General features: G+C 68.7%; 28 protein-coding genes. 19 read left to right on the forward strand and 9 right to left on the reverse strand.

Annotated elements, in window-relative coordinates:
• Window positions 1-36 precede the first annotated feature (36 nt).
• The 5 genes from AC07Q9_RS28730 to AC07Q9_RS28750 all read right to left on the reverse strand — a co-directional run bounded on the left by AC07Q9_RS28730 (window position 37) and on the right by AC07Q9_RS28750 (window position 4,519).
• On the reverse strand, window positions 37-810 hold the full coding sequence (locus tag AC07Q9_RS28730; RefSeq protein WP_139701313.1) for an esterase/lipase family protein: 774 nt from the start codon (window positions 808-810) through the stop codon (window positions 37-39).
• A gap of 85 nt (window positions 811-895) precedes the next feature.
• Complete coding sequence (locus tag AC07Q9_RS28735; protein ID WP_070063831.1) at window positions 896-1,531, reverse strand: TetR/AcrR family transcriptional regulator; 636 nt, start codon at window positions 1,529-1,531, stop codon at window positions 896-898.
• Between the two features lie 30 nt (window positions 1,532-1,561).
• Window positions 1,562-2,062, reverse strand: a complete 501-nt coding sequence (locus AC07Q9_RS28740; protein ID WP_495312643.1) for a phasin family protein — start codon at window positions 2,060-2,062, stop codon at window positions 1,562-1,564.
• A gap of 56 nt (window positions 2,063-2,118) precedes the next feature.
• A complete protein-coding gene (locus AC07Q9_RS28745; RefSeq protein ID WP_159274669.1) occupies window positions 2,119-2,670 on the reverse strand; it encodes a hypothetical protein in 552 nt (183 codons plus the stop codon).
• A 145-nt stretch (window positions 2,671-2,815) separates the two neighbouring features.
• Window positions 2,816-4,519 (reverse strand): WS/DGAT/MGAT family O-acyltransferase, encoded by a 1,704-nt coding sequence (locus AC07Q9_RS28750; RefSeq protein ID WP_495312644.1) that lies wholly within the window; start codon window positions 4,517-4,519, stop codon window positions 2,816-2,818.
• Between the two features lie 246 nt (window positions 4,520-4,765).
• Here AC07Q9_RS28750 and AC07Q9_RS28755 point away from each other — a divergent pair, with 246 nt between their 5' ends.
• Together AC07Q9_RS28755 and rocF are read left to right on the forward strand one after the other, a co-directional pair.
• Window positions 4,766-6,817 (forward strand): prolyl oligopeptidase family serine peptidase, encoded by a 2,052-nt coding sequence (locus AC07Q9_RS28755; RefSeq protein WP_495312645.1) that lies wholly within the window; start codon window positions 4,766-4,768, stop codon window positions 6,815-6,817.
• Window positions 6,814-7,743, forward strand: a complete 930-nt coding sequence (gene rocF / locus AC07Q9_RS28760; RefSeq protein WP_495312646.1) for an arginase — start codon at window positions 6,814-6,816, stop codon at window positions 7,741-7,743. Before AC07Q9_RS28755 ends, rocF begins: the two co-directional genes overlap by 4 nt.
• Window positions 7,744-7,756: 13 nt before the next feature.
• Here rocF and AC07Q9_RS28765 read toward each other — a convergent pair whose 3' ends face one another.
• Both AC07Q9_RS28765 and AC07Q9_RS28770 read right to left on the reverse strand, forming a co-directional pair.
• On the reverse strand, window positions 7,757-8,449 hold the full coding sequence (locus AC07Q9_RS28765; protein WP_492682955.1) for a DUF2242 domain-containing protein: 693 nt from the start codon (window positions 8,447-8,449) through the stop codon (window positions 7,757-7,759).
• Window positions 8,450-8,553: 104 nt separating this feature from the next.
• The gene (locus AC07Q9_RS28770) at window positions 8,554-9,828 is read right to left on the reverse strand and encodes a Glu/Leu/Phe/Val family dehydrogenase (protein WP_492687258.1); all 1,275 of its coding nucleotides are present in this window, start codon (window positions 9,826-9,828) and stop codon (window positions 8,554-8,556) included.
• Between the two features lie 252 nt (window positions 9,829-10,080).
• Here AC07Q9_RS28770 and AC07Q9_RS28775 point away from each other — a divergent pair, with 252 nt between their 5' ends.
• From AC07Q9_RS28775 to AC07Q9_RS28835, 13 genes are all read left to right on the forward strand, one after another.
• The gene (locus AC07Q9_RS28775) at window positions 10,081-10,536 is read left to right on the forward strand and encodes a hypothetical protein (RefSeq protein WP_495312647.1); all 456 of its coding nucleotides are present in this window, start codon (window positions 10,081-10,083) and stop codon (window positions 10,534-10,536) included.
• Between the two features lie 143 nt (window positions 10,537-10,679).
• Complete coding sequence (locus tag AC07Q9_RS28780; protein ID WP_062478450.1) at window positions 10,680-11,147, forward strand: Lrp/AsnC ligand binding domain-containing protein; 468 nt, start codon at window positions 10,680-10,682, stop codon at window positions 11,145-11,147.
• Between the two features lie 115 nt (window positions 11,148-11,262).
• A complete protein-coding gene (locus AC07Q9_RS28785) occupies window positions 11,263-11,952 on the forward strand; it encodes a GntR family transcriptional regulator (protein ID WP_099793338.1) in 690 nt (229 codons plus the stop codon).
• Window positions 11,953-12,181: 229 nt separating this feature from the next.
• Window positions 12,182-13,120 carry a fumarylacetoacetate hydrolase family protein gene (locus AC07Q9_RS28790; RefSeq protein WP_495312648.1) on the forward strand — a complete coding sequence of 313 codons (939 nt, stop codon included), beginning with the start codon at window positions 12,182-12,184 and terminating at the stop codon, window positions 13,118-13,120.
• A gap of 64 nt (window positions 13,121-13,184) precedes the next feature.
• Window positions 13,185-14,201, forward strand: a complete 1,017-nt coding sequence (locus AC07Q9_RS28795; RefSeq protein ID WP_495312649.1) for an ABC transporter substrate-binding protein — start codon at window positions 13,185-13,187, stop codon at window positions 14,199-14,201.
• Between the two features lie 17 nt (window positions 14,202-14,218).
• Window positions 14,219-14,782, forward strand: coding sequence for a VOC family protein (locus tag AC07Q9_RS28800; RefSeq protein WP_495312650.1), 564 nt, complete (start codon window positions 14,219-14,221; stop codon window positions 14,780-14,782).
• Between the two features lie 59 nt (window positions 14,783-14,841).
• Window positions 14,842-15,612: an ABC transporter permease gene (locus AC07Q9_RS28805; RefSeq protein WP_495312651.1), complete on the forward strand. Its 771-nt coding sequence runs from the start codon at window positions 14,842-14,844 to the stop codon at window positions 15,610-15,612.
• A 57-nt stretch (window positions 15,613-15,669) separates the two neighbouring features.
• Window positions 15,670-16,071 (forward strand): VOC family protein, encoded by a 402-nt coding sequence (locus tag AC07Q9_RS28810; RefSeq protein ID WP_070063818.1) that lies wholly within the window; start codon window positions 15,670-15,672, stop codon window positions 16,069-16,071.
• Window positions 16,068-16,883, forward strand: coding sequence for an ABC transporter ATP-binding protein (locus AC07Q9_RS28815; RefSeq protein ID WP_495312652.1), 816 nt, complete (start codon window positions 16,068-16,070; stop codon window positions 16,881-16,883). The genes AC07Q9_RS28810 and AC07Q9_RS28815 overlap by 4 nt, the downstream gene beginning before the upstream one ends.
• A 46-nt stretch (window positions 16,884-16,929) precedes the next feature.
• Window positions 16,930-17,823, forward strand: a complete 894-nt coding sequence (gene dapA, locus AC07Q9_RS28820; protein ID WP_495312653.1) for a 4-hydroxy-tetrahydrodipicolinate synthase — start codon at window positions 16,930-16,932, stop codon at window positions 17,821-17,823.
• Between the two features lie 6 nt (window positions 17,824-17,829).
• The gene (locus tag AC07Q9_RS28825) at window positions 17,830-18,672 is read left to right on the forward strand and encodes an alpha/beta hydrolase (protein WP_495312654.1); all 843 of its coding nucleotides are present in this window, start codon (window positions 17,830-17,832) and stop codon (window positions 18,670-18,672) included.
• Complete coding sequence (locus AC07Q9_RS28830) at window positions 18,669-19,259, forward strand: malonic semialdehyde reductase (RefSeq protein WP_095950090.1); 591 nt, start codon at window positions 18,669-18,671, stop codon at window positions 19,257-19,259. The genes AC07Q9_RS28825 and AC07Q9_RS28830 overlap by 4 nt, the downstream gene beginning before the upstream one ends.
• Window positions 19,260-19,269: 10 nt before the next feature.
• Entirely contained in the window at window positions 19,270-20,013 is a 744-nt protein-coding gene (locus AC07Q9_RS28835; RefSeq protein WP_495312655.1) for a sulfite exporter TauE/SafE family protein, read from the forward strand.
• Window positions 20,014-20,059: 46 nt separating this feature from the next.
• Here AC07Q9_RS28835 and AC07Q9_RS28840 read toward each other — a convergent pair whose 3' ends face one another.
• The gene (locus AC07Q9_RS28840) at window positions 20,060-20,995 is read right to left on the reverse strand and encodes a LysR substrate-binding domain-containing protein (protein WP_495312656.1); all 936 of its coding nucleotides are present in this window, start codon (window positions 20,993-20,995) and stop codon (window positions 20,060-20,062) included.
• A 68-nt stretch (window positions 20,996-21,063) separates the two neighbouring features.
• Between AC07Q9_RS28840 and AC07Q9_RS28845 the strand changes: the two genes are divergently transcribed.
• Together AC07Q9_RS28845 and AC07Q9_RS28850 are read left to right on the forward strand one after the other, a co-directional pair.
• Window positions 21,064-22,269 carry a pyridoxal-phosphate dependent enzyme gene (locus tag AC07Q9_RS28845; protein ID WP_495312657.1) on the forward strand — a complete coding sequence of 402 codons (1,206 nt, stop codon included), beginning with the start codon at window positions 21,064-21,066 and terminating at the stop codon, window positions 22,267-22,269.
• Window positions 22,266-23,234, forward strand: coding sequence for a Bug family tripartite tricarboxylate transporter substrate binding protein (locus tag AC07Q9_RS28850; protein WP_495312658.1), 969 nt, complete (start codon window positions 22,266-22,268; stop codon window positions 23,232-23,234). Before AC07Q9_RS28845 ends, AC07Q9_RS28850 begins: the two co-directional genes overlap by 4 nt.
• A gap of 21 nt (window positions 23,235-23,255) precedes the next feature.
• On the opposite strand, the gene AC07Q9_RS28855 is transcribed toward AC07Q9_RS28850, so the two are convergent.
• Window positions 23,256-23,957, reverse strand: a complete 702-nt coding sequence (locus tag AC07Q9_RS28855) for a YggS family pyridoxal phosphate-dependent enzyme (RefSeq protein ID WP_495312659.1) — start codon at window positions 23,955-23,957, stop codon at window positions 23,256-23,258.
• Between the two features lie 51 nt (window positions 23,958-24,008).
• On the opposite strand from AC07Q9_RS28855, the gene AC07Q9_RS28860 reads away from it, so the two are divergent.
• Entirely contained in the window at window positions 24,009-25,052 is a 1,044-nt protein-coding gene (locus AC07Q9_RS28860; RefSeq protein ID WP_056576373.1) for a type IV pilus twitching motility protein PilT, read from the forward strand.
• Window positions 25,053-25,186: 134 nt separating this feature from the next.
• Complete coding sequence (locus AC07Q9_RS28865) at window positions 25,187-26,323, forward strand: PilT/PilU family type 4a pilus ATPase (RefSeq protein ID WP_489062094.1); 1,137 nt, start codon at window positions 25,187-25,189, stop codon at window positions 26,321-26,323.
• Window positions 26,324-26,353 lie beyond the last annotated feature (30 nt).

A 26,353-nucleotide genomic window follows, 5' to 3' on the forward strand; every position in this document is an offset into this window, starting at 1 on the left:
CGCCGGTCTTTTTTATTTGGAGGTGATCGCCTCAGGTCAGATGTTGCGGTCCGGGTCCGGGTACACCAGCGGCCCGAGCATGCCGCGGTTGAACGGCTTCCACTCGCCCTCGGGCTGCGCCAGCCGGTCGGCCACCGCATAGAGCACGGCCGGGTGCGCGCCGAGCCCCAAGTGGCTCGCCACCACCTCGATGTTCTCGGACTGCGGGCCGGTCTTCTCGAGGCTGCAGCGCCAGGCCACGACACCGTCGGTGCGGCTGAAGATCGAGGTCGTGGGCACGGGCGGCGTGGGTTCGACGAACTTCATGCGGCGCGGGTCGTGCGAGCTCTGGCCGCTCACGCCTTCGTACACGCGCCAGGCGTTGGTGGCGCGCGGGCTGCCCGAGAACGGGCTGCCGAGCGTGATGACGTTGCGGATGAGGTCCTTCTGCGCCGAGGCCAAGAGCCGCGCGTAGACGCCGCCCAGGCTCCAGCCGATCACGCTGACCTTCTGGCCGCTCTTGTCGGCCAGGGTCTTGAGCAGGTCGACCATGCCGTCCTCGACGCCGGCGCGCGGGCCCAGGTTGCGGCCCTGGCCCCAGCCGTGCGCGTCGTAGCCGCGGCTGCACAGGTAGCGGCGCAGCAGCAGCGTGGAGACGTCGCTGGCCACCAGGCCCGGCAGCACGAGCACGGGGTGCCCGTCGCCGCGCGGCGCGAGTTGCAGCAGCGGCCACATGGCGAGGCCGGCGCCGGTTTCCCAGAGGGCGCGCGCTTCGGCCAGCAAGAGCAGGCGCGACGGCGGAGCGATGGGTTCGTGGGTGGCGGTGGTCATGATGGCGGCTTCCTTTCTGTTTCTTTCTTCTATAGGACGACGATGGGGGTGCGAAGTTGCATTCCCCGTCGGACGACGACTTCATTTATCCGAGGTATTTGCCCCTCAGGTAATCAAGATAAGCCCTCGATTCGCTGGAAACATACGGAGAAACCAGCGTGAGTGTGTAGAAAGCCGCCAAACCGGGGTCGGCTTGCGCCAGGGCGTCGCGCCCCGGCACCAGCCGTTCGAACGAGAGCCAGCAGGTGGTGGTGAAGACCATCTGCAGCGCCAGGATGCGCGCCTGCTCGGCGCTGGTCTCGATCACGCCCGAGGCCACCAGCCCTTCGCACAGCGTCTGGGCCGCCAGCAGGTTCTGCGCGGTCATGGCCTGGGCGCGCTGTCCCAGGGCCGGGTACTCGCTGGCCAGGAAGGCCATGTCGCGGTAGATGAAGCGGTATTCGTCGATGGCCTCGAAGCGCAGGTGCAGTGCGAGCCACAGGTCGTCGATGGCGGCAATGGACGCCGACGAGCCGTTGAGCACCTCGAGCCGTTGCTCGAAGCGCCGGAACAGCCATTCGACGATCAGCTGCTTGGCCTTGAAGTGGTAGTGCAGGTTGCCCGGGCTCATGCCGAGCTCGGCCGCGATCTTGTGCGTGGACACGGCCGGAAGACCTTCCGCGTTGAACAGCGCAAGGCTGGTCTGCAGGATGCGATCGCGCGTGGTGTTGGAGCTGGCCACAAGCGGCGTGTTGCGTGCGTTGCGTGCCGCTCAGCGCTTGCCGCCGGAGCCACTTGAACTGGACGGTTTCTCGAGTCTGGCGAGGCGTTCGCGCAACTGCGCTACCTCGTCGCGCAGGGCCTGCACCTCGTCGGCGCTGGGCATGCCCAGGCGTTGCAGGGCGGTGGCGACACGCTGGTCGAACACGTCCTCGAACTTGCGGATGCCGAAGGTGTCCAGGCTGGGGAAGCCGCGCGTCAGCGCCGCCTTGGCACCGGCCGCGTCGGCCTTGCCGTGCCCGATGCCGAGCAGGCCTTCGATCACGTTGGCCTGGCGCTTGGCGACGTCGTTGCGCACGTTGTCCAGCGCCTTGAGGCCGGCGCGCAGCAGCGCTTCGGCCTTGTTGGTGCCGGCCGCCGCAGTGTCTGCGGACGGTGCTTTCGCAGCCGGCGCCGCCTTGCGGGGCGCGGCCTTCTTCTTCGCCGCCGGAGCCTTCTTGGCAGGCGCCGCCCTCTTCTTCAACTTTGCAGTGTCATCGGGACGGGTCGCCATGCGGTGGGTGCTCCAGGGGCGTAAGGAATGAAAAGGGCGCGATCGGCGCCCCGGGATCAGGCCGCCTTGCGGGCAGCGCGGCGAACCGGCTTCTTGGCCGCAGCGACCTTGGCCTTCACGGTGCGCACGGGGGCGGCTTCTTCGGTGCCGCTCACTCGGGCTTCGATCTGCTTGGTGCCGGCAACGATGCGGTCAGCGATCTGCACCGACACGGTGGCGAAGGGCTGGTTCACGGCCGACAGGGCGTTCAGCACGGTGGTGGCAGCGGGCGATTCGATCTGGGCGACGCGGTTGGCGACGGTTTCGATGCCGCTGGTGGTGCCGGCAGCGACGCGGTCCATCGCGTTCACGATGCGGCTGGTGTCGATGTCCAGGCGGTTGGACAGGAAACCATGCACCTTCTCTTGCGCGCCGATCAGGTTGGCCTTGATCTGCTCGCTCACCATCGGGATCTGGCGGTTGCCCAGGAATTCGCTGTAGCGCGAAGCGGCACCGCCCAGCAGGCGTTGCACGCCGGTGCGGTAGGCACCGACCAGGGTCTTGCCGGCGTCGTTGTACTGGCCGACGACGTGGATGGCGGCGGAAGCGATGTTGGTTTGCGTGGACATGTGAGATTTCCTTGAAGTTGAGTGGCTCGCGGGGAATCGCGATGGGCCAATCATCTTCCGCAGGGCCTAGGCCTGGAAAACTAGAACGGTCGGAAAACTAGTCCAACTGCCCCAATTTTTTTCCAGGCCGGGCCGGCCCTGTCGATCATGCCGCAGCGGCACGGGGCGATGCGGCGGCCTTGCGGGCCGCGGGCCGGGGTGCGGCCTTCTTCGCTGCAGCCTTCCTGGCAGGGGCTTTCTTCGCTGCCGCCTTGACCGGTGCGGCCTTGGCAGGCGCCTTCTGCGCCGCCTTCTTGGCGGCAACGGCCTTCACCGGCGCCTTCTTGCGCGCGGCCGGCTTGCGGACGGGTGCAGCGGCCTTGACTTCTTCTTTCTCTTCCGGCGCAGGCGCGGCCACGGGCTTGGGCGCAGCCGTCGCACCGGCGGCGGCCGGGTACTTCTCGGTGAGCGACATCAGCAGCTTGTGCTCGGCCAGCAGGTAGTCGCCGATCTCGGTGATGTCGGGCACGGCGCGGCGGCAGGCGATCAGGCCGTAGTCCATGCGGCCGTTGTAGCTCTGCACGGTGACGTTGAGCGCCGTGCCATGGCTGGCGATCGACACCGGGTAGTAGCAGGTGACCAGCGCGCCCGCGAAATACATCGGGAACGGCGCGCCCGCCACGTTCGAGACGGCCACGTTGGCCGCCGGCGGCAGCAGGTTGACGATGCCCGAACGGCCCACCATCGAGGCGATGCCCGACATCAGCCAGGGCGCGGCAAAGGTCGGGAAGTCGTCCAGGATCACCGCCTTGAAGCGGTTCATCGTCGACTTGGAGCTGTTCGACGAGGTGTTGATCGCCTTCAGCCGCTGCACCGGGTCGGTGATGTCGGTGGCCAGGCTCACGAGGATCATGCTGGCCTGGTTGTTGGCCGTCTGGTCGCCGGCCTCGCGCAGGCTCACGGGCACGCCGGCCACCAGCGGCTTGGCCGGCAGCTCGTTGTTGTCGGCCAGGTAGTGGCGCAGCGCGCCGGCCACGGTGCCCAGCACCACGTCGTTGAGCGACACGCCGAAGTGCTTGGCGATGTACTTGGTCTCGGCCAGCGAGATGGTGCGCCCGGCGAAGGTGCGCTGGTTGGTGATCGACACGTTCAGCGAGGTGCGCGGCGCGAAGAGGTTGAACTTCTTCGGCGCGGCGGCCACCGCCTTGTCGGCCGCCTTCTCGTCGGGCTTGGCCAGGCCGCCGATGGCGCGTGCGATGGCCGGCGCCATCTTGAACAATTTGACGTACTGCTGCGCCGTGTTGCGCAGCGCGGCGGTGGCGAGCTCGGCCATGCCCAGTTGGTAGCCGCTGCTGCGCGGACGCGCACGCGGCGGCTTGATCACGCGGCCCGTGGCCTCCAGGTCGAAGATGGCCTTGCCCACTTCGACACCGGCCTGTCCGTCGATGCCCGCATGGTGCACCTTGGTGTACAGCGCCACCTGGCCGCTTTGCAGGCCGTCGATGATGAAGAACTCCCACATCGGGCGGCTGCGGTCGATGAGCGTGGAATGCAGCCGTGCCACGTACTGCTGCAGCTGGCGGTTGGTGCCGGGCTTGGGCAGCGTGATGTGGCGCACGTGGTAGTCGATGTCGATGTCGTCGTCGTCCACCCACACGGGGTTGGACATGTCGAAGGGCATCAGCGCGAGCTTGCGCGTGAACACGTCGGCCAGGTGGATGCGGCTGGCCATGAAGGCCTTGGCGTCTTCGTAGAAGTCGCCCTTGTAGCCCTTGGGCAGGTCCAGCACGTTGAGGGAACCCACATGCATCGGCATCTCGGGGGTTTCCAGGTGCAGGAAGGTGGCATCAAGACCGCTCAGGTGTTTCATGTGTGGTTCTCCTCGTTGGGGCATGCGCCGTCCGGCAGGATACCGTGGGCATCGCGTTCGTGGGCCTTCGCTTCTTCAGTGTTTCCACCGGGGGAAGGCACGCGCGAGACAGGGGTTTGCCCCAAGCTTTGGCGGGGTGCGCGTCCACTTGTAATGAAAAAATCAACGCGCCCTACAGGCCGCAACCAGGCCGCAACAACTGCTCACAGGCGGGCGCGGTCACGGGGGCTTCGTACACTGTGCCGCATGACCTCTGCGCACAACGAAGACCCCCATCTCTGGCTCGAAGACATCGACGGCGAAGCCGCTCTGGACTGGGCTCGCCAGCAGAATGCACACGCCGTTCACACCTATGCGCAGTCGCCGGCCTTCCAGTCGATCGAGCAGGGCCTGCTCGAAGTGCTCGACTCGGACGCGCGCATTCCGATGGTCAGCAAGATCGGCGCGCTGTACTACAACTTCTGGCGCGACAAGGCGCACCCCAAGGGCCTGTGGCGCCGCACCACGCTCGATGAGTACCGCACGCCCGAGCCCGCGTGGGAGACCGTGCTCGACCTCGACGCGCTGGCCGCGCAGGACGGCGAGAACTGGGTCTGGCACGGCGCCGACTGCCTGGAGCCTGCCTACGAACGCTGCCTCATTTCGCTCTCGCGCGGCGGCGCCGATGCCGACGTGGTGCGCGAGTTCGACCTGGTGAACCTGGCGTTCGTCGAAGGCGGCTTCGCGCTGCCCGAGGCGAAGAACCACGTCACCTGGAAAGACATCGACCACCTGTACGTGGGCACCGATTTCGGCCCCGGCTCCATGACCAGCTCGAGCTACCCGCGCCTGGTGAAGGAGTGGCGGCGCGGCACGCCGCTGGCCGAGGCCGTCACCGTGTACGAAGGTGCGCACGAAGACATGTCGGTGAGCGCCTGGAGCGACCACACGCCCGGCTTCGAGCGCGACTTCGTCTCGCGCCAGATCGACTTCTACGACAGCGAGACCTGGCTGCGCGCCCCCGACGGCACGCTGGCCAAGATCGACGTGCCCGACGACGCCAACACCGGCGTCACACGCGAGTGGCTGCTGATCGAGCCGCGCGAAGACTGGACCGTGGCCGGCCGCACCTACACCGCCGGCTCGCTGCTGGCCGCGCGCTTCGACGACTACATGGCCGGCGCGCGCGAACTCACGCTGCTGTTCGAGCCCGACGACACCACCGCGCTCGACGACTACTCGTGGACGCGCCACCACCTCATCCTCAACGTGATGCACGACGTGGTGAACCGGCTCGAGGTGCTCACGCCGCCGGCGGACGGCCTGGGCGAGTGGGCCCGCGACAGCCTGGGCGGCGCGCCCGCGCTCTCGTGCGTGGCGGCCGGCGGCATCGACGAGACCGAGAGCGACGACTACTTCCTGACCGTGAGCGGCTTCCTGCAGCCGACCACGCTGTACATCGGCACCCTCGGCCAGGGCGAACCCCAGCCGCTGAAGCACAGCCCCGGCTTCTTCGACGCCTCGCGCTTTCGCGTGAGCCAGCATTTCGCGACCTCGGCGGACGGCACGCGCGTGCCCTACTTCGAGATCGCCGCGAAAGACCTCGTGGCCGACGGCACGAACCCCACGCTGCAGTACGCCTACGGCGGCTTCGAGATCTCGCTGGAGCCGAGCTACAGCGGCGGCATCGGCCGCGCCTGGCTCGAACGCGGCGGCGTGTACGTGGTGGCGAACATCCGCGGCGGCGGCGAGTACGGGCCGCGCTGGCACCAGGCCGCGCTGCAGGAGAACCGCCTGCGCACCTGCGAGGATTTCGCGGCCGTGTCGCAAGATCTGTTCGCGCGCGGCATCACCTCGCCCGCGCACCTGGGCGCCATGGGCGGCAGCAACGGCGGCCTGCTCATGGGCAACATGCTCACGCTGTACCCGCAGCTGTACGGCGCCATCGTGAGCGAGGTGGCGCTGCTCGACATGAAGCGCTACACGCAGCTGTCGGCCGGCGCCTCGTGGATCGCGGAGTACGGCGACCCGGAACTGCCCGACGAATGGGAATTCATCCAGACCTTCTCGCCCTACGAGAACGCCAAGGCCGACACGCCCTACCCGCCCGCCCTTTTCACCACCTCCACGCGCGACGACCGCGTGGGGCCCGTGCATGCGCGCAAGATGCACGCGAAACTGCTCGCGCAGGGGCACGACAGCAGCTTCTACGAGAACATGGAAGGCGGCCACAGCGCCGCCGCGGACAACAAGGCGTCCGCCTTCATGGATGCGCTCGGCTACGCCTACCTCTGGCACCACATCGGGAGACCGACATGAACAGCAGCAGCACCGGGACCACCACCCTCGAACTGATCGGCGCGCCGACCGACATCGGCGCCAGCGTGCGCGGCGCGGGCATGGGCCCCGACGCGCTGCGCGTGGCCGGCCTGGCCGAGGCGCTGGCGGGCCAGGGCTTCACGGTGCTCGACCGCGGCAACCTCGCGGGTCCGGCCACGCCGTGGGCACCGCCAGCCAACGGGCTGCGCCACCTCCCCGAGGTGATCGCGTGGAACCGCTCGGTCTACGCCGCCGTCGACACCGCGCTGGGCGCCGGCCACGTGCCGGTGATGCTGGGTGGCGACCACTGCCTGGCGATCGGCTCCATCAGCGCCGTGGCCTGGCATGCACGCCAACGCGGCAAGAAGCTGCGCGTGCTGTGGCTCGACGCGCACTCCGACGTCAACACCGAGACCACGAGCCCCAGCGGCAACCTGCACGGCATGCCGGTGTCGTGCCTGCTGGGCCACGGGCCGGCGGACCTCACGGGCTGGAGCGGCGAGCCCGCGGCGCTGACGCACGACGCGATCCGCTTCATCGGCATCCGCAGCGTGGACGATGACGAGAAGCAAGCGATTCGCACGCTCGACCTGACCGTGTTCGACATGCGCCACATCGACGAGAACGGCATGCGCACCACCATGACCGAGGCGCTTCAAGATGTGGACGAAGACACCCACCTGCACGTGAGCTTCGACCTCGATTGCCTCGACCCGGCCGACGCGCCCGGCGTGGGCACGGGCGTGCGCGGCGGGCCGACCTACCGCGAGATGCAGCTGTGCATGGAAATGATCGCCGACACGGGCCGGCTCGGCTCGGTCGATGTGGTGGAACTCAACCCCGCGCTCGACGTGCGCAACCAGACGGCCGAGGTGGCGGTGGAGCTGATCGAGAGCCTGTTCGGCAAGTCGACGCTGGTGCGCTGACTGCCGAGCCTGTTCAGCCGCGGTTGGGCGACGGCGCCACCGGGAAGGTGGTGGCGGCGGGGCGCGTGGCGGGCTTCGGTGCGTCGTCGGCGTCGGCGGGTGCCGCATCGGCCGGCATGTCGGGGCCGCCGCCCTGCAGGAAGCGCTCGACCAGCGTGAAGAAGCGGTCGTAGAAACGTTCGTCGCTGAGCGTCTCGCTCGCCACCTTGACCATCGCCTCGTTGCTGCCGCCGAAGGGCAGCGAGAGCGAGCCGATGGCGCCCACGCCCAGGCTGGCCGAGTTGCTGCCCTTCTTCAGGCCGTAGCGGTCCTGCAGCGCGGTCGCGAAGGCCACGGTGCTGCGTCCGGCCGAGGCGCTGCCAGTACCCATTTCTCGCGCGCAGACCACGCGGAACTCGACCTCGACGTGCGTCTCGGCCGCGGGCTGGAAGCTCTTGCGCGCGGTCACCAGGTCGGCGTTGGCAGCCGTGACCATGTAGCCCTGGCTCAGCAGCGCACGGCGCGCCGCCTCGCAGGTCTGGGCCTCGCTGGCGGCGTAGTTGCGCGTGTGGGTGGTGGTCGAGTCGAAGTCTTCGGGCTCGTAGGTCTGGCGCGTGCCCAAGGTGCCGCAGCCGGCCAGCACGAGCACCGACAGCAGGCTCGGGAACAGAAACGCCGGCACGCGGGCCGGCGAAGAGAAGAAGGCAGCAGAAGAGGTGGGGGGCATGGCAGGGCGGGAAGGACACCGGATGCTAACCAACCGGCGGCTTCGCTTCGAGCCCCCGGCAGGCCGGGGGTTCCCGAAAGGCCCTGCAAGCCCCGGAGATCGCGTCAGGGGTACAGACCGCGTTCCTGGCGCGCCATCAGGATGCGCTCGCAGGCCACCGCGTAGGTGGCGGTGCGCAGCGGGATCTTGTGCTTGTCGGCCGTGTCCCAGATCTGGTTGAGCGCGTTCATCATGATGCGATCGAGGCGCACGTTGATCTCGTCCTCGTCCCAGAAGAAGGACGAGAAGTCCTGCACCCATTCGAAGTACGAGACCGTCACACCGCCGGCGTTGCAGATCACGTCGGGCACGACCAGCACGCCGCGCTCGGCCAGGATGTCGTCCGCCTCGGGCACCGTCGGGCCGTTGGCGCCTTCGAGCACCAGCTTGGCGGTGGTCTTCTTGGCGCGCTCGGCCGTGAGCTGGCCTTCGAGGGCGGCCGGGATCAGGATGTCGCAGGTCACGTCCCAGAAGTCTTCGTTCGGCACGATGTCGCCGCCGGCCTTGAAGCCGACCACGCCGTCGGTGCGCGAGATGGGCACCAGCTGGGCCAGATCGAGGCCGTTGGTGTTCACGATGGTGCCGGTGTGGTCCTGCACTGCGACGATCTTGGCGCCTGCCTCGACGAAGAGTTCGGCCGCGACCGAGCCCACGTTGCCGAAGCCCTGCACCGCGATGCGCGCGCCGCGCAGGTCCATGCCCAGTCGGCGGGCCGCTTCACGGCCGGTGACGAACACGCCGCGGCCGGTGGCCTTCACGCGGCCCAGCGAGCCGCCCAGGTGCAGCGGCTTGCCGGTGACCACGCCGGTGGCGGTGCCGCCGACGTTCATCGAGTAGGTGTCCATCATCCACGCCATGATCTGCGCGTTGGTGTTCACGTCGGGCGCGGGGATGTCGGTGTGCGGGCCGATGATGATGCCGATCTCGCTGGTGTAGCGGCGCGTGACTTTCTCGAGCTCCTGCAGCGACAGCTTCTTCGGGTCGACGCGGATGCCGCCCTTGGCACCGCCGTACGGCAGGTTGACGGCGGCGGTCTTGATGGTCATCCAGGCCGACAGCGCCATCACTTCTTCGAGCGTGACGTCGGGGTGGAAGCGCACGCCGCCCTTGCCCGGGCCGCGGCTCATGTTGTGCTGCACGCGGTAGCCCTCGAAGTGGGCGATGGTGCCGTTGTCCATCTCGATCGGCACGTCGACGATCAGCGCGCGCTTGGGGCGCTTGAGGGTTTCGACCCAGCGCGCCAGCGGGCCGAGGTACGGCACGACGCGATCGACCTGCGACAGGTAGGTGCCCCAGGGGCTGTTGGCCGTCGGATTGACGAAGGAGAGTTTCTCGTTCATGGAAGATTCCCTTGGTTGGAATGGATGGGCGCAACGATATGCCGACTGAGGGCCGCGCGCCATGGCTTATGCATGCCGCGATGGCGGTTATGCAAGAGAAGTTGGAAGGCCCCTTGCGGTCCCTCTCGGCGCGGCCCGATGCAGGTGGATACGCACATGACAAAACCGTCATCCAGACGTTATCGGTCGCGTGGATGCGCTTCGTACAGTCGTTCTCACCAACCAAGCAACCACCTCAAGGAGTGAACGAACATGAAGCTGTCTTCCACCACCCGCCTTCTGAACACCGCCGCCGTCGCCGCCCTGCTGGGCCTGGCCGCCGCGCCGAGCTTTGCCGGCAACTACGCCGAAGGCGACCCGCGTCCCGCGCCCTTCGCGTCCTCGACGACGCGCGCCGCCGTGACCGCCGACGCCCAGCAGTGGCTGAAGACCGCGCCCACCCAGGGCTACAACGAGAACATGGGCCAGGAGCCAGTCGCGGTCTCGGCCAACAGCCGCGCCGCTGTGGCCGCCGACACGCAGCTGTGGATCCGCTCGGGCCTGGCCGCCCAGCAGTCGGGCGAAGCCGGCGCCGACACGTCGCGCCCCGGCTACCGCGAAGCCCAGGCCGCCTACACCAAGCTGCGCGAAGGCCCGGCCTACGGCGCGCTGGTCGACCAGCTCTCGGGCCGCCAGGCTGCCGCACCCGGCGCGACCACGGTGCGTTGAATGCGGTGACCCACGGCTTTCGGTAGTCCAAATGACTGCGAAAGGGTAGTCCAACGGCATTTCCTTGGTTCTATCTCCTATGGCCGTGGCAAATAGGCCGCATTTCTTGCAGTCGATCGGTGCGTGCGCCGGATAATTCTCGAATGCTTGATCTGGACCGCATCGATCTGCGCCTGCTGAAGATCCTTCAGGAAGACGGCCGCATCACCAACCTCAAGCTGGCGGAGGCGGTCGCGCTGTCCCCCACCGCCGTGCTGGCGCGCGTGCAGCGCCTCACGCGCGACGGCTTCATCCTGGGCTACGAGGCCCGGCTCGACCCCTACAAGCTGGGGCGCGGCTTCACCGTGTTCGTCGAGGTCCTGCTCGACCGCACCACCGCCAACGTGTTCGACCAGTTCAAGGCCGCCGTGCAGGTGCGCGACGAGATCATGGAATGCCACATGGTCGCCGGCGGCTTCGACTACCTCCTCAAGACCCGCATGGCCGACATGGCCGCCTACCGCGAGTTCGCCGGCACCGTGCTGTGGCAGCTGCCCGGGGTGCGCGAGACGCGCACGTATGCGGTGATGGAAGAGGTCAAGAGCAGCGCGCGCCTGCCGCTGGGGGTCTGAGGCGCACGCCCGCCCGGGGCGTTTGGGCCGGCGTTATTGCATGCGACAATTAAATTTTGTCGACAATATGTCGTCCCACGCCACGTGGGCGGCACGCCCCCCGAAGAAGCAAACCATGGAAAACGAGCCTGGAAAAACGCTGTCCCAGACCATCTCGGACCGCCTGGCCGAGGAAATCGTGCTGCGCCGTTTCCAACCGGGCGAGCGCCTGGACGAACAGACGATCGCGACGCGCTTCGGCGTCTCGCGCAGCCCGGTGCGCGATGCGCTGCGCCAGCTCGCCTCGACCCGGCTGATCGAGCACCTGCCGCGCCGGGGCTTCTCGGTGGCGACGATGGCCCCCGCCGACCTGGACGGCCTCTTCGAAGCCTCCGGCGAACTGGAAGCCCTGTGCGCCAAGCTGTGCGCGCTGCGCGCCGCGCCGTCGGAGCGCAAGCGCATCGAGTTCGTTCACCAGCAAGCCGGGCGCGCCGCCGCCGAGGGCGACGCGAAAGCGTACGCCGCGCTGAACGAGGAATTCCACGCGCTGATCTACGCCGGCGCCCGCAACAAGACACTGCAGGACCTCGCACTGAGCCTGCGCCAGCGCCTGGCCCCCTTCCGCTCGCAAGGCTTCTTCACGACGGAAAACCGCCTGCAGCATTCCCATGTCGAGCACGAAGCCCTCGTTGCCGCCCTGCTGGCGCACGACGGTGACGCCGCCGCCGCCGCCATGCACAGCCATGCGGCCAACTCGGCGATGAACGTGCTGCAGCACTTCGACGGCAGCGCCTCCCGCACCCCGTCGTCCAGCGCCGCCGCCTGACGCGGCTGCCGCGCCCTCTTCCTCCCTCCCGTTTCCGCTGCCCGCCCCGGCCCGCCGTTCCCGGCGCAGGCCGGCCGCGGCGTGCGTGCGCACGCCCGTTTCAGTCACGCCGCGACAAGCCCTTGACGTTCGTGAACACCAAAACATAAAATTGCACACAATTCGCAGACACTGAATGCAAAACACCTGTCGCGGATTCCAACCCACCTACAAAAGAGGAGTCAATCGAATGTCCTGGATCGCGCTCGCCACTTACCGCCGCGCCGGCGGGCTTGCCCCCGCCCTGGTGCTGGACGACCAGCTGTACGACCTGGAGGCGGCCCGCGCGGCCGGCCTGCCGCCGCTGCCCGAAGCCTGGGTCACGCAAGGCGTCGAAGCCATGCTGGGCGACTGGGCGAACGCCCAGGCCTGGCTGCGCGACGCCACGCCCATCGCCGCCGCGCTGGCCGCCTCGAGCGCCATCCGGCCGGTGGCCGACGGCGCCGCGGCCGTGGCTGCGCCCTTCGTGCCGAGCCGCATCTTCTGCGCCGCCTCGAACTACGCCTCGCACGCCAACGAGATGGGCACCGTGCTGGCGGCCAAGTCGCAGAGCAAGCCGTACATGTTCCTGAAGCTCTCGAACACGGTGATCGGCAACGGCGAGACGATCCAGATGCCGCCCGAGACCAGCAAGCTCGACTGGGAGGTCGAACTCGCCGCCGTGATCGGCAAGCGCTGCCGCCGCATCTCGGTCGAGGACGCGCTGGACGCCGTGGCCTGCTACACGATCGTCAACGACATCTCGGCGCGCGACCTCAACATCCGCGGCGACTACCCGTTCAAGCACGACTGGTTCCAGGGCAAGTGCCACGACACCTTCGCCCCCATCGGCCCGTGGCTGGTGCCCGCCTGGCAGATCCCCGACCCGCAGGCCGTGCAGATGCGCCTGGACGTGAACGACGAACCCATGCAACAGGACAGCACGGCCAACATGATCTGGACGGTGCGCGAGCAGATCGCCTACCTGTCGACCATCGTCACGCTCGAACCCGGCGACGTGATCGCCACCGGCACGCCGACCGGCGTGGGCATGGGTCGGGGTATCTACCTGAAGGCGGGTGACCGGCTGGTGGCGAGCATCGAGGGCATCGGACGGCTGGCCAATCAAGTGCAGGCAGAGCGCGTCTGAGCGTCGCCGCGGCGGGGCCACGGCCCCGTTCTTTCGCATCACAACAAGGTATGGAGACAACGACATGCAACCCACCCGCAGAGGATTCGCCGCGCTCGCGCGCGCACTGACCGGCCTCGCCTGCAGCGCGCTGCTGGCCGGCGCGGCCCCCGCGTTCGCCCAGGAGAAGGTCACCTACAACATGGCCTGGCTGCCGCAGGGCAGCTCGGTGGGCGTGATCGTCGCGCAGGCGCAGGGCTACTTCCGCGAGCTGGGCCTGGACACCGCCATCGTGCGCGGCTACGGCGGCAACCGCACCGCCAACGAGCTGGACCAGGGCCAGTTCGAGTTCGGCTATGTCGACCCGATCAGCCTGGTGCTCAACCGCGCCAACGGCGGCAAGATCCGCATGATCGGCGCCATCAACACGCGCTGGCCCGCGGGCATCTGCTTCGACATCAAGCGCCACCAGCCGAAGACGCCCGCCGACATGAAGGGCCTGCGCCTGGGCGGCGGCTCGGCCTCGCCGGTGCACAACGTCGTGCCCGCCTGGCTGGAGCTGAACCGCCAGCCCAAGGACAGCATCCGCCTGCTGCGCATGGACCCCGCCGTGGTCGACGCCTCGCTGATCGAAGGCAAGGTCGACCTGGCCGAGTGCTGGCGTGGGAGCAACCGCGCCGTCACCCAGAAGCAGGCCCAGGCCGCGGGCGTGACGCTGGGCTGGATCGAATACAGCGACTTCGGACTGGACGCCTACGGCAGCGGCTTCGCGGCCAGCGAAGACCTGATCAGGAAGCGCCCCGAGGTGGTGAAGAAGTTCCTGCGCGCGTCGTACCGCGGCTACGAGTTCGCCATGGCCAACCCCGAGCAGGCGGCCGATCTCATGGTGAAGATGTTTCCCACCACCGACCGCGCCGTGGCGCTGGCGCAGATCAAGGACATGAACGACCTGCTGGTCGACCCGGCAGCCAAGGCCAAGGGGCTGGGCCACCTGCGCGAAGACCGCATGCGCGCCACCGTGCAGTTCGTCGACAAGGCCTTCGGCCTGGGCGGCAAGGTGAAGCCGCAGGACGCGTACAGCAACGACCTGCTCGCACCATGAGCGCGGGAGCAACACCGATGGTTCAACGCCCCCGTCCCCAGCGCCTCGGGCACGTCGTGCTCAACGTGCGCGACCTCAAGGCCTCCGTGCGCTTCTACACCGAGATCGTCGGGCTGGAAGTGTCCGACCACATCGAGGACCAGATGGCCTTCCTGCGCTGCGGGAACGACCACCACGACCTGGCGCTGGCGCAGATTGCGCCCGGCGATCCGCAGCATGCGGCCACCTACACGCCGGGGCGGCCCGGGCTGGAGCACTTCGCCTACCAGCTCGGCTCGCTGGCCGAGATCGAGGACGCCGCGCGCTACCTGCAGGCGCAGGGCATCGACATCGTGCGCGGCATCGGCAAGCACGGGCCCGGCGAGAACCTGTTCCTCGTGTTCAAGGACCCCGACGGCAACTACTGCGAGTTCTACGCGGAGATGGTGCAGATCACGCCCGCGCAGCCCTACACGCCCCGCGTCTGGAAGAACGACCTCGCGGCCTTCGACCAGTGGCACTTCGACCGGTTCGTGGTGCCGCCACCCGAGTGGGGCCCGCGCACGGCCCGGGACGAAGACAGCGACGACCCGAAGCGCTGAACGCCCACCACGCGACAAGACAAGACACCACACATAAAAAAGATCCGGAGACAAGACACATGCACCCCGCCCCTTCCTCGCGCGCCGAATCGTGGCGCAGCTTCACCGACCCCGCCCTGCTGTTCCTCGCACTGGGCCTGCTGTGGGAAAAATCGGTCGACGTGTTCGGCATCAAGCGCTACCTGCTGCCGCCGCTGTCGCAGGTGCTCGACAGCCTGTGGACGAACCGCATGGCGCTGCTCGTGCAGTCGTGGGTCACGACGCAGGAGGTGCTGGCCGGCTTCGCGCTGGCGGCCGTCGGCGGCGTGCTGCTCGGGCTCGCGATCCACGCCATCCCGGTGGTGCGGCGCGCGCTGTACCCGCTCATCGTGGTGTTCCAGGGCCTGCCCAAGATCGCGCTGGCACCGCTCATGGTGATCTGGTTCGGCTACGGCGACACCTCGAAGGTGCTGATGGCCTTTCTCTTCGCCTTCTTCCCGGTGGTGATCGCCACGATGGGCGGACTGGCGGGCACGCCGGCGCACCTGGTGGAGCACTTTCGCGCCATCCGCGCTTCGTCGTGGACCACCTTCCGCCGCCTCTACGTGCCTTCGGCCCTGCCGTCGATCATGGACGGGCTGCGCTCGGCCATGCCGCTGGCCGTGATCGGCGCGATCGTGGGCGAGTTCGTCGGCTCCGAGCGCGGGCTCGGCCACCTCATCCTCGAGGCCAATGCCAACGCGCGCACCGACTACCTGTTCGCCGCGCTGGTGGTGATCTCGGTGGTCGCCGGCCTGCTGTACCTGTTGGTCGAGCTGGCCGCCAAGCGCATCTGGTGGCGCGGGCTCTGAGCCCCTTCCTTTTCTCTTTCGCCTTTTTCCAAAGATTTCAACTCAGGAGACATTCCCATGGCCAAACTGCGTCACATCGCCCTTGCCGTTCCCGATCCCCAGAAGGCGGCCAAGTTCTACAGCGAGGTCTTCGACCTCACCATCGTCGAACCCACGCACTCGCCCATCGCCGACGGCGTGTACCTCACGGACGGCACTATCTGCCTGGCGCTGCTGAACTACAAGACCGACGAGGCGGCAGGCCTTGAAAAGGGCAAGGACTGGATCGGCACGCACCACTTCGGCTTCTGGGTCGACGACCTGGACGCGCAGCGCAAGGCCATCGAGGACCACGGCGGCACCTTCTTCATGGACCTGCCGCACGACAAGAAGAGCCTGTACTACGAGATGAAATTCCGCGACCTCGACGGCGTGGTCTTCGACATCTCCGAAGGCGGCTGGGTGGGGGCTCGCAAGTGAAGCCTGGGACCGTGGCCACCGGCGAGGCGCCGGTGCGCGCCCCCGGAGCCATCGACACGGCGATCGGCGTCAGCCGCGTCGCCAAGACCTTCGACGCGCGCCACAGCGTGCGCGCGCTGGAGCAGGTCGACTTCACGGTGCAGCGCGGCGAGTTCGTCTCGATCCTGGGGCCCAGCGGCTGCGGCAAGAGCACCCTGCTGCGCATCGTGGCCGGGCTGATCCAGCCCGACACGGGCGGCGAGGTGCGTGTGCTCGACCACCTGCAGACGCGGATGTCCGACGACGTGGGCGTGGTGTTCCAGACCCACAACATGCTGCCGTGGGAAACCGTGGAAGCCAACATCCGCCTCGCGGCCGAAGTGCGCAAGCTGCCGAAGAAGGACATCGACGAACGCGTGGAAGCGCTGCTGCCGATCCTCAAGCTGGAGAAGTTCCGCCGCAACTACCCGCACGAACTCTCGGGCGGCATGCGCCAGCGCGCCGCGCTGGGGCAGATCCTCGTGATGCGGCCCCAGGTGCTGCTGCTCGACGAGCCCTTCGGGGCGCTCGACGCGCTCACGCGCGACCAGCTCAACGTCGAGCTGCTGCGGCTGTGGCAGGAGATGCGCCAGACGGTGATCCTCATCACCCACAGCATCTCGGAGGCCGTCTTTCTTTCGGACCGCGTGCTCGTGATGTCCGAGCGGCCGGGACGCATCGTCGAGGACATTCGCATCGACCTGCCGCGCCCGCGCGACCCGCGCACCACCAAGGAAGCGGCCGCCTTCGGCCACTACGTGGTGCAGCTGGGCCACCTGATGGGCGTCGACTGACGCCGCCCGTCGCCCCCTCTTCGTTCTTCTTCCGGAGCTCTCTGCCTTGAACCTCTCGAAATTCCACGGTGTGGTGCCCGCCACGGCCACGCCTTTCACCGCCGACCACCGGCTCGACGAAGCCCGCGTCGGCGAGCTGATCGACAGCTACATCCGCGCCGGCGTGCACGGCATTTCCGTCGCCGGCAGCCAGGGCGAGTTCTTTGCCCTGGAGCGCGACGAGCACATCCGCCTGCTGGAGCTGTCGATGCGCGCCATCGACGGCCGCGTGCCGCTGTATGCCGGCACCGGCGGCGCCACCACGCGCGACGCCATCGCGCTCACGCAGGCCGCCGAAGCCCTGGGCGCAGACCTGGCGCTGGTGATCACGCCGTACTTCGTGCAGCCCACGCAGGACGAACTGGTGGCCCACTACACCGCCGTGGCGCGCGCGACGAAGCTGCCGGTGATGCTCTACAACAACCCGCCGCGCACTGCCGTCAACGTGCTGCCCGCCACGCTCGCGCGCTGCATGCAGGCAGCCGACAACATCGTGGGCATGAAGGACTCGGGCGGCGACCTCACGCAGTCCATCGAGTACCTGCTGACCGCACCGCGCCCCGCGCTGCTGTTCTCGGGTCGCGACACCATCGCGCTGTCGATGATGTTCCACGGCGCGCAGGGCACCATCTCGCCCGCCGCCAACGTGTTCCCCGAGCTCATGGTGCGCATGTACGACGCGCTGCGCACCGGCCGCCACGACGAGGCGCTGCGCGTGTCGAACATCTTCGCGCCGCTGCGCGCGGCCTGGGCCTGGGGTTCGTTCCCGGTCGTCATCAAGGAAGCGATGACGCTCGCGGGCCGCAGCGCCGGGCCGACGCGCCCGCCCGTCGCGGCGCTGCCGGATAAGGTGCGCGCCGACCTGCGGGCCGTGGTCGAGCGCATCGGCGCCAGCGCGTAACCCGCCATGCCGCCGAACCCCACGGCCGGCGACGGCGAGCGCCGCTACAACGCGCGCCTGGCCGTCCCGCACTACCAGGACATCTTCGACGGCTGGGCACGCACGTCCGCCGCAGCGCGCGAGCGCGCCCGCGCGCGGCTCGACATCGCCTACGGGCCGCACGCGGCCGAGCGCCTCGACCTGTTCCTGCCCGAGGGCCGCCCGCGCGGCACGCTGATGTACATCCACGGCGGCTACTGGCGCTCGCTCGACAAGTCGGACGCCTCGCTGGTCGCGCCGCCTTTCACCGCGGCCGGCTACGCGGTCGCGGTCGTCAACTACGCGCTGTGCCCGGCGGTGGACGTGGAGACCATCGTCGCGCAGGTTCGCCGTGCGGCCGCATGGCTCGCGTCGCACCACGCGCAATGGGATGCCCCGCCGGCACGCCTGTTCGCCTGCGGGCATTCGGCCGGCGGGCACTTGGCGGCGATGCTGCTGGCTACCGAACCCGAGGTGAAAGCCGCCGTCTGCATCAGCGCGTTGTACGACCTGCGCCCGCTGCTCGACGTGCCGTCGGTGATGGAGGCCACGCGCTTCACGCCGCACAGCGCGGCGGCCCTGAGCCCGGCCCTGTTGCGACCGATCTCTGCCGCGCCCGTGCTCACCGCGCTGGGCAGCGAGGAGAACGCCGGCTTTCACGAACAATGCGGGATCATCCGGCGCCAGTGGCACGACGTGCACGCCGGCCACATCGATTGCCCCGGCCACGATCACTTCTCGATCCTCGACGCGTTGACGCAGGCCGACGGCACCGTCGCCATCGCGGCGCTTCGCCTGATGCGGTCTTTCGACGACACACCTTCCCCATGATTCCAGACAGCGCCCTCGACACCCTCTTTCGCCAGGCCCGCTCGCACAACGGCTGGCTGCCCCGCCCGGTCAGCGAGGCGCAGCTGCGCCAGATCCACGAGCTCGTGAAGTGGGGGCCGACCTCGGCCAACTGCTCGCCGATGCGCGTGGTCTTCGTGCGCACCGACGAAGGCCGCGAACGCCTGCGGCCGCTGCTCTCGCCCGGCAACGTCGACAAGACGATGACGGCGCCCGTCACCGCGATCCTCGGTTTCGACACGGCCTTCTACCGCGAGCTGCCACGGCTCTTTCCGCACCGGCCGTCGATGCAGGACGACTTCACGGGGCCCGACAAGGAGGCGCACGCGATGCGCACGGCCTTTCGCAACGCGAGCCTGCAGGCGGCCTACTTCATGCTCGCAGCCCGCGCCATCGGTCTGGACTGCGGGCCGATGTCAGGCTTCGACGCGGACGGCATGGACGCCGCCTTCTGGCACGGCACCTCGGTGCGCACCAACTTCCTGTGCAACCTCGGCCACGGCGACCCCGCCAAGCTGTTCGAGCGCCACCCGAGGCTCGCGTTCGAAGAAGCCTGCCGCTTCGCCTGAGGGTCGCACGATGCTTGTCGATGCGACGTTGATCGCCGCCGCCTTCGCGGCGGGCACCCTGAACGCGGTGGCCGGCGGCGGCAGCTTCCTGACCCTGCCAGCCCTGGTGTTCGCGGGCGTGCCGGCCGTGAGCGCCAACGCCACGGGCACGCTGGCGCTGCTGCCCGGCTACCTGTCGGCGGCTTGGGGCTTTCGCGGCGACACCCAACCGCCGCCCGGACTGTCCATGAAGGCGCTGGTGCTGCTTTCGCTGCTGGGCGGCAGCACGGGCGCCGCGCTGCTGCTGATCACGCCCGACCACACCTTCCGCCGTGTCGTGCCGTGGCTGCTGCTGCTGGCCACGCTGCTGTTCGTGCTGGCGCCGCGGCTCACGGCCTCGCGGCAGGCGGGCGCGCGCAGTCCGGCGGTCGCGAGGGTCTCGGTGCTCGCCGTCACGGTCTATGGCGGCTACTTCAATGGCGGGCTGGGCATCCTGCTGCTCGCGCTGTTCGGCCTGCTCGGACAGACCCGCCTGCTGGCCGCCAACGGGCTCAAGAACCAGGTGTCGGCGCTGCTCACGCTGATCGCGGTCGCCCTCTATGCCTGGGGCGGCCTCATCGCCTGGCGCGAGGCCGCGATCATGGCCGGCGCCGCACTGCTCGGCGGCTACCTGGGCGCACGCGGCGCGCGGCGCCTGCCGCCGGCCTGGCTGCGCGCGGGCATCGTCGCCACGGGGCTGACGATGAGCCTGCTGTTCTTTCTTCGCTCCTCGTGAAGGCCCGATGGACGCTGGCACATCGGGTGGCGATGCGCCCACGCGTTCACACGCCGATGCGCTTGAAGGTGTTCGAGCGCAGCAGCCCGATGAAGGCCTGGCTCGCGCGGCTGGCGCGGTAGGTCGTCCCGAAAGCCAGGCAGGCACGGAACATGAGCGCCGGTTCGAAAGGCACGCTGGCCAGGCCCTGGTTGTGGAACTTGTGCGCCACGATGGGATTCGTGATCGCGATGCCCGCGCCGGCCAGCGCCAGTTCGCACTGCGTGAGGCTGTAGGGCGTGCTGATCGCGGGCTGCCAAGGCACGCCGGCTTCGACGAAGCTGCGCCTCATCTCGGCGCATGCGGGGGCCGGCGGAGAAAGCGCGATGACGGCTTCGCCCGCCAGGTCGGCCGGGGCCAGAACCGCTCGCCGCGCCAGGCGATGGCTGACCGGCATGGCGCAGACCGCGGGCACCTCGTAGAAGCTCGAGGCCGTCAGCCCGGCCAGGTCGACCTCGTCGCTGAGCACCGCGAAGTCCGCCTTCCCCGCCAACAGCGCATCGCGAATGCTGCGTGAACTCTCCACCATCAAGGTGAGGCGGATCGTGGGAAAGCTCTGCCTGAACTGTCCCACCGCTTCCGGCAGCACCGCGGTGGCCAGCGCATGCAGGCATGCCACCGTCAGTTCGCCCTTCGCCGGCGAGCGCAATGCATCGAGGCGCGCGCCGACGCGCTCCATGGCGCCGAACACCTCGTCGATGTCGCCCACCAGAGCCTGCGCGGCCGCCGTTGCGGCAACGCGGCCATGACGCCGGGTGAGCAGCTCGACACCGCAGTCGCGCTGCAGCTGCGACAGCGTCTGCGTCACCGACGGCTGGCTGACGTGCAGCGCCTGCGCCGCCCGGCTCAGCGAGCCCAGTTGCACCACGGCCCGCAGCACTTCGAGCTGGCGCAACGTGGGTGTCCAGTCGGGGGCCGGGGCGGAAGGGGTCTGGCGGGTCATAAGGCCAACTTATATACCCTAAGGCCCGCTGGCTGGCCGCGCTGCGGTGCGCTGCCTAGACTGCCCGCATGCCTTTTCCCGCCCCCCAAGACTTGCAGCCCGCGCATCGCAGCGGCTTGCGCTGGAACCCCGCTCTCGAGGGGCTGCGCTGCCTCTCGTGCGGAACGCTCTATCCCGTCTCACTGCGCCACGATGGCTGCGCGAAGTGCGCCACCGACGGCCGCCATGTGAGCCTGGCCGCCTCCTATGCGGGCGCTCCTGGCCAGGGCATCTCGCTGCCCTTTCTCGGTTTCGCGCAGCAGACACTGGCCGGGACCTCGCGCTCGCTGCCGGCGTTCGCCCAGGCCCTGGGCGTCGCGCAGCTCACGGTGCACGACGAAAGCGGCAACCCCTCGGGCTCGCACAAGGACCGCATGTCGGCCTTCGGCGTGGCGCACGCGCTGCTGGCCGGCGCCGACACGCTGGCGCTGGCCTCGAGCGGCAACGCGGCCCTCTCCGCAGCGGTCTACGCGCGCGCCGCCGGCCTGCGCTGCGAAGTCGCGACATACGCCGACATGCCGCAACCTTATGTCGACGCGCTGGAAGCGCAGGGGGCCGTGCGCTTCGTCTTCCCGGACAACCAGGGACGCTGGGACCACGTGGCCCGCCGCGCCGGTGACGCGGGCGTCCTGCCGTTGACCAACTATCACCTGCCCGCCCTAGGCGGTGCACCGCTTGCCATCGAGGGCTACAAGACGATCGCGGCCGAAATGGCTGCATGGAGCGCGTTGCCTGACCACATCGTGGTGCCGACGGCACGCGGCGATCTGCTCTGGGGGATCTATCGCGGCCTGTCGGAACTGCAAGCCGCGGGACACCTCCAGGCCATGCCGCAGCTGTGGGCCGTGGAGCCGTTTCCCCGTCTCTCCCTGGTCTTGAACGGCGCCTCGCTGCACGCCTCCCACCCCGGCCAGACCGTCCAGTTCTCGACCGCCGGCGCCACGACCACCTGGCTGCAGCATCAGGCCGTCACCGCAACGGGGGGCGGCGCGGTGGCGATCGACGATGCGACGGCCCGGCGGGCCAGGGTCAGCTGGCAGGCCGTGGGCAGCCAGCCCGAGCTTTGCGCGGCCGCGACCCTGGCTGCCGCACAGCAACTCGTCGCCACGCAGCGCATCGACCCGTCCTCACATGTGTGCCTGGTGCTGACCGCCAATGCCACGCGCGACCCGGCGTGGCCGGACCCGGCCACCACCCCTTCCTTGTTCGAACCCTCCCACGGAGTCCCCGCATGACGCTGCATCCTTCCCGACGCCAGGCCGTCCTCGCGCTGCTTGCCACCGGCCTCGCGGGCCAAGCGAGCGCCCAGGCCGCGCCGATCAAGATCGTGGTGCCCTGGGCGCCGGGCGGCAGCACCGACGCCATCGCACGGGTGCTGGCGCAGCGGCTGTCGGAAACCATGGGCCGCACCGTGCTCGTCGACAACAGGCCGGGCGCGGCCGGGCAGATCGGCACCGATTCGGTCGCCAAGGCGCCCCCCGACGGGAACAGCCTGCTGATCGTTGAGTTACCGCACGCCATCGCACCCGCGGTGACGGCGAAGCTTCCCTATGACCTCCTGCGCGACTTCGCCCCCGTCACGCTGCTGGGCACGACGCCCCTCGTTCTCTTCACCAGTGCCAATTCCGGGGCACCCACCGACTTCGCGAGTTTCGTGGCACGCGCCAGGAGCGAGCCGCCGCTCGCGCTGGCCCACAGCGGCGCCGGGACCATCAGCCACCTGTCGTCCGAATTGCTCGCCGCGCGCAGCGGATTGAAGTTCACCCTCGTGCCTTACAAGGGCTCCGCGCCGGCGCTGGTCGATGTCGCAGGCGGCATCGTCGCCGGGCACTTCTCGTCGCTGGCAGCCGGGGCGTCGCTCTACCAATCGGGCAAGCTGCGCGCCCTCGCCGTCACGTCCGCGAGCCGCATCCCCCTGCTGGCGAACGTGCCCACGCTGAAGGAACTCGGTGTGCGCGACATGGAGATCGACCAGTGGTGGGCCCTGGTGGCGCCGGCGCAGGCCAACGCGGACATGCTGGAGAAGCTGCGCTTGCAGGTGTCGACGGTCATGGCCCATCCCGGTGTGAAGGACAAGCTTTCGTCGCTGGGCATCGTGCTGCGCTTCTCCTCGTCCCGGCCCGAGTTGGCCGAGTTCATGCAGGGCGAAGTTCGACGCTGGGGCGCCGTCGCGCGCGGGCTCGCCTTGAAGCCGGAATAGGCTGGCGGGCTGCCGGCGGCTTCAGGCCGGCTTGCGCGCCCTGCCGCCGAAGATCGCCGTCCCGACCCGCACCATCGTGCTGCCGGCGCTGACCGCCGCTTCGAGGTCGGCGCTCATGCCCAGCGAGAGCGTGTCCAGCGCGATGCCCTCTGCGCGGATCGCCTCGAACACCGCGTGCGCACGCAGGCACAGTTCGCGCTGCGCCGCGAAATCCGCCGCCGGTTCGGGGATCGCCATGAGCCCGCGCAGCTGCAGCTGTGGCAAGGCCGCCACAGCGCGTGCCAGCGCCAGGGCTTCTTCCGGCGGCACGCCGGACTTGTTCGCGCCGCCGTCCACGTTGACCTGCAGGCACACCTGCAGCGGCGGCAGGTGGGCCGGCCGCTGCGCCGACAGACGCTCGGCGATCTTCAGGCGGTCGATGCTGTGGACCCAGTCGAACTGCTCGGCCACGGGCCGCGTCTTGTTGCTCTGCAGAGGGCCGATGCAGTGCCATTCGAGCCCCGCGCGCAGGTCGGCCAGCGCGGCGATCTTGTCCAGGCCCTCCTGCACGTAGTTCTCGCCGAACGCCGCCTGGCCCGCCGCGTGCGCCTCGCGCACCGCCTGCGGCCCGAAGGTCTTGGACACCGCCAGCAGGCGCACCGCCGACGGGTCGCGCCCGGCGTCTGCACAGGCCTTGTCGATCCGGGCCCTTACTTGCTGGAGGTCGTCGCCAATCATCGTCATAATCTTCCGAATTCGTATCAAAACGTCACTAAAGCCTGCCTGAGGAGCCCCGTGGACATCACCCAACTGCTGGCGTTCAGCGTCAAGAACAAAGCCTCCGACCTGCACCTGTCGGCCGGCCTGCCGCCGATGATCCGCGTGAACGGCGACGTGCGCCGCATCAACGTCGATGCACTGGACCACAAGGCGGTGCACGCCATGGTGTACGACATCATGAGCGACACGCACCGCAAGCACTACGAAGAGTTCCTGGAGGTCGACTTCTCGTTCGAGATCGACGGCCTCGCGCGCTTTCGCGTGAACGCCTTCAACCAGGCACGCGGCGCGGCTGCGGTGTTCCGGACCATTCCTTCGAAGATCCTCACGCTCGAGCAGCTCAACGCCCCGAAGATTTTCGGCGAACTCGCGCTCAAGCCGCGCGGGCTGGTGCTGGTGACGGGCCCCACGGGCTCGGGCAAGTCGACCACGCTGGCGGCGATGGTCAACTACCTCAACGAGAACGAGTACGGCCACATCCTCACGGTGGAAGACCCGATCGAGTTCGTGCACGAATCGAAGAAGTGCCTGATCAACCAGCGCGAAGTGGGGCCGATGACGCTGTCGTTCTCGAACGCACTGCGCTCCGCGCTGCGCGAAGACCCGGACGCCATCCTGGTGGGCGAGTTGCGCGACCTCGAAACGATCCGCCTCGCGATGACCGCGGCCGAAACCGGCCACCTGGTGTTCGGCACGCTGCACACCTCGTCGGCCGCCAAGACCATCGACCGGATCATCGACGTGTTCCCGGGCGAAGAAAAAGAAATGATCCGCGCGATGCTGTCCGAATCGTTGCAGGCCGTGATCTCGCAGACGCTGTGCAAGACCAAGGACGGCCAGGGCCGCGTGGCGGCGCACGAGATCATGCTGGGCACGCCGGCCATCCGCAACCTGATCCGCGAGGCCAAGGTCGCGCAGATGTACTCCACCATCCAGACCGGCCAGGGCTCGGGCATGCAGACGCTCGACCAGAACCTGACAGAGCTGGTGCGCCGCAATACGATCTCTGCCGCCGAAGCGCGCGGCAAGGCCAAGATCCCAGAAAACTTCCCCGGCTAGTCATGAGGCCCCCCGGCTTTTCACTTCGCTGCGCTTCGTGTAACTCCACCCCCCAAGGGGGAGGCGCGGCCGCCTTGGGGCGGCCCGGCGGTCGGCCGCCTGCAGATTCAATCTAGACATCAAGGAGCGCTCTCATGGAACGCGATCAAGCCAGCCAGTTCATCAACGACCTGCTCAAGCTCATGGTGAGCCGCAACGGCAGCGACCTGTTCATCACCGCCGACTTCCCGCCGGCCATCAAGGTCGACGGCAAGGTCACCAAGGTGTCGCAACAGGCGCTGGGCGCGCAGCACACGCTGGCGCTCACGCGCTCGATCATGAACGACCGCCAGACGGCCGAGTTCGAGCGCACCAAGGAGTGCAACTTCGCGATCTCGCCCACCGGCATCGGCCGCTTTCGCGTCAACGCGTTCGTGCAGCAGGGCAAGGTCGGCATGGTGCTGCGGACCATTCCCGCCAAGCTGCCGACCATCGACGGACTGGGCATGCCGCAGGTGCTGAAGGACGTGGCGATGACCAAGCGCGGCCTCACCATCCTGGTGGGCGCCACGGGTTCGGGCAAGTCGACCACGCTGGCCGCGATGATCGACTGGCGCAACGAGAACTCCTACGGCCACATCGTCACGGTGGAGGACCCGGTCGAGTTCGTGCACCCGCACAAGAACTGCGTGGTGACGCAGCGCGAAGTGGGCATCGACACCGACAGCTGGGAAGCGGCGCTGAAGAACACGCTGCGCCAGGCGCCCGACGTGATCCTGATGGGTGAAATCCGCGACCGCGAGACCATGGAACATGCCGTGGCCTTCGCCGAGACCGGCCACCTGTGCATGGCCACGCTGCACGCCAACAGCGCCAACCAGGCGCTGGACCGCATCATCAACTTCTTCCCCGAAGAGCGCCGCGCGCAACTGCTGATGGACCTGTCGCTGAACCTGCGCTCGCTGGTGTCGCAGCGGCTGGTGCCTACCGAGGACGGCCAGGGCCGCGTGGCGGCGGTCGAGATCCTGCTGAACACGCCGCTGATCTCCGACCTGATCTTCAAGGGCGAGGTGGGTGAGATCAAGGAGATCATGAAGAAGAGCCGCAACCTGGGCATGCAGACCTTCGACCAGGCGCTGTTCGACCTGTTCGAGGGCAACGCGATCAACTTCGAAGAAGCGATCCGCAACGCCGACTCGGCCAACGACCTGCGCCTGCAGATCAAGCTCAACAGCCAGCGCGCGCGCAGCTCCGACCTGGCGGCCGGCACCGAGCACTTCGCGATCGTCTGAGGCCGCCCCGCCGGTGCGTCCCTGGGGCGC

This window comes from Variovorax sp. GW821-FHT09A10, assembly GCF_059418385.1.

Excerpts from the sequence above, each read along its gene's own strand:
- AC07Q9_RS28730 (WP_139701313.1), bottom strand. The coding sequence starts at position 810 with ATGACCACCGCCACCCACGAACCCATCGCTCCGCCGTCGCGCCTGCTC.
- AC07Q9_RS28740 (WP_495312643.1), bottom strand. The coding sequence starts at position 2,062 with ATGGCGACCCGTCCCGATGACACTGCAAAGTTGAAGAAGAGGGCGGCG.
- AC07Q9_RS28745 (WP_159274669.1), bottom strand. The coding sequence starts at position 2,670 with ATGTCCACGCAAACCAACATCGCTTCCGCCGCCATCCACGTCGTCGGC.
- AC07Q9_RS28750 (WP_495312644.1), bottom strand. The coding sequence starts at position 4,519 with ATGAAACACCTGAGCGGTCTTGATGCCACCTTCCTGCACCTGGAAACC.
- AC07Q9_RS28755 (WP_495312645.1), top strand. The coding sequence starts at position 4,766 with ATGACCTCTGCGCACAACGAAGACCCCCATCTCTGGCTCGAAGACATC.
- rocF (WP_495312646.1), top strand. The coding sequence starts at position 6,814 with ATGAACAGCAGCAGCACCGGGACCACCACCCTCGAACTGATCGGCGCG.
- AC07Q9_RS28765 (WP_492682955.1), bottom strand. The coding sequence starts at position 8,449 with ATGCCCCCCACCTCTTCTGCTGCCTTCTTCTCTTCGCCGGCCCGCGTG.
- AC07Q9_RS28770 (WP_492687258.1), bottom strand. The coding sequence starts at position 9,828 with ATGAACGAGAAACTCTCCTTCGTCAATCCGACGGCCAACAGCCCCTGG.
- AC07Q9_RS28775 (WP_495312647.1), top strand. The coding sequence starts at position 10,081 with ATGAAGCTGTCTTCCACCACCCGCCTTCTGAACACCGCCGCCGTCGCC.
- AC07Q9_RS28780 (WP_062478450.1), top strand. The coding sequence starts at position 10,680 with ATGCTTGATCTGGACCGCATCGATCTGCGCCTGCTGAAGATCCTTCAG.
- AC07Q9_RS28785 (WP_099793338.1), top strand. The coding sequence starts at position 11,263 with ATGGAAAACGAGCCTGGAAAAACGCTGTCCCAGACCATCTCGGACCGC.
- AC07Q9_RS28790 (WP_495312648.1), top strand. The coding sequence starts at position 12,182 with ATGTCCTGGATCGCGCTCGCCACTTACCGCCGCGCCGGCGGGCTTGCC.
- AC07Q9_RS28795 (WP_495312649.1), top strand. The coding sequence starts at position 13,185 with ATGCAACCCACCCGCAGAGGATTCGCCGCGCTCGCGCGCGCACTGACC.
- AC07Q9_RS28800 (WP_495312650.1), top strand. The coding sequence starts at position 14,219 with ATGGTTCAACGCCCCCGTCCCCAGCGCCTCGGGCACGTCGTGCTCAAC.
- AC07Q9_RS28805 (WP_495312651.1), top strand. The coding sequence starts at position 14,842 with ATGCACCCCGCCCCTTCCTCGCGCGCCGAATCGTGGCGCAGCTTCACC.
- AC07Q9_RS28810 (WP_070063818.1), top strand. The coding sequence starts at position 15,670 with ATGGCCAAACTGCGTCACATCGCCCTTGCCGTTCCCGATCCCCAGAAG.
- AC07Q9_RS28825 (WP_495312654.1), top strand. The coding sequence starts at position 17,830 with ATGCCGCCGAACCCCACGGCCGGCGACGGCGAGCGCCGCTACAACGCG.
- AC07Q9_RS28830 (WP_095950090.1), top strand. The coding sequence starts at position 18,669 with ATGATTCCAGACAGCGCCCTCGACACCCTCTTTCGCCAGGCCCGCTCG.
- AC07Q9_RS28835 (WP_495312655.1), top strand. The coding sequence starts at position 19,270 with ATGCTTGTCGATGCGACGTTGATCGCCGCCGCCTTCGCGGCGGGCACC.
- AC07Q9_RS28840 (WP_495312656.1), bottom strand. The coding sequence starts at position 20,995 with ATGACCCGCCAGACCCCTTCCGCCCCGGCCCCCGACTGGACACCCACG.
- AC07Q9_RS28845 (WP_495312657.1), top strand. The coding sequence starts at position 21,064 with ATGCCTTTTCCCGCCCCCCAAGACTTGCAGCCCGCGCATCGCAGCGGC.
- AC07Q9_RS28850 (WP_495312658.1), top strand. The coding sequence starts at position 22,266 with ATGACGCTGCATCCTTCCCGACGCCAGGCCGTCCTCGCGCTGCTTGCC.
- AC07Q9_RS28855 (WP_495312659.1), bottom strand. The coding sequence starts at position 23,957 with ATGACGATGATTGGCGACGACCTCCAGCAAGTAAGGGCCCGGATCGAC.
- AC07Q9_RS28865 (WP_489062094.1), top strand. The coding sequence starts at position 25,187 with ATGGAACGCGATCAAGCCAGCCAGTTCATCAACGACCTGCTCAAGCTC.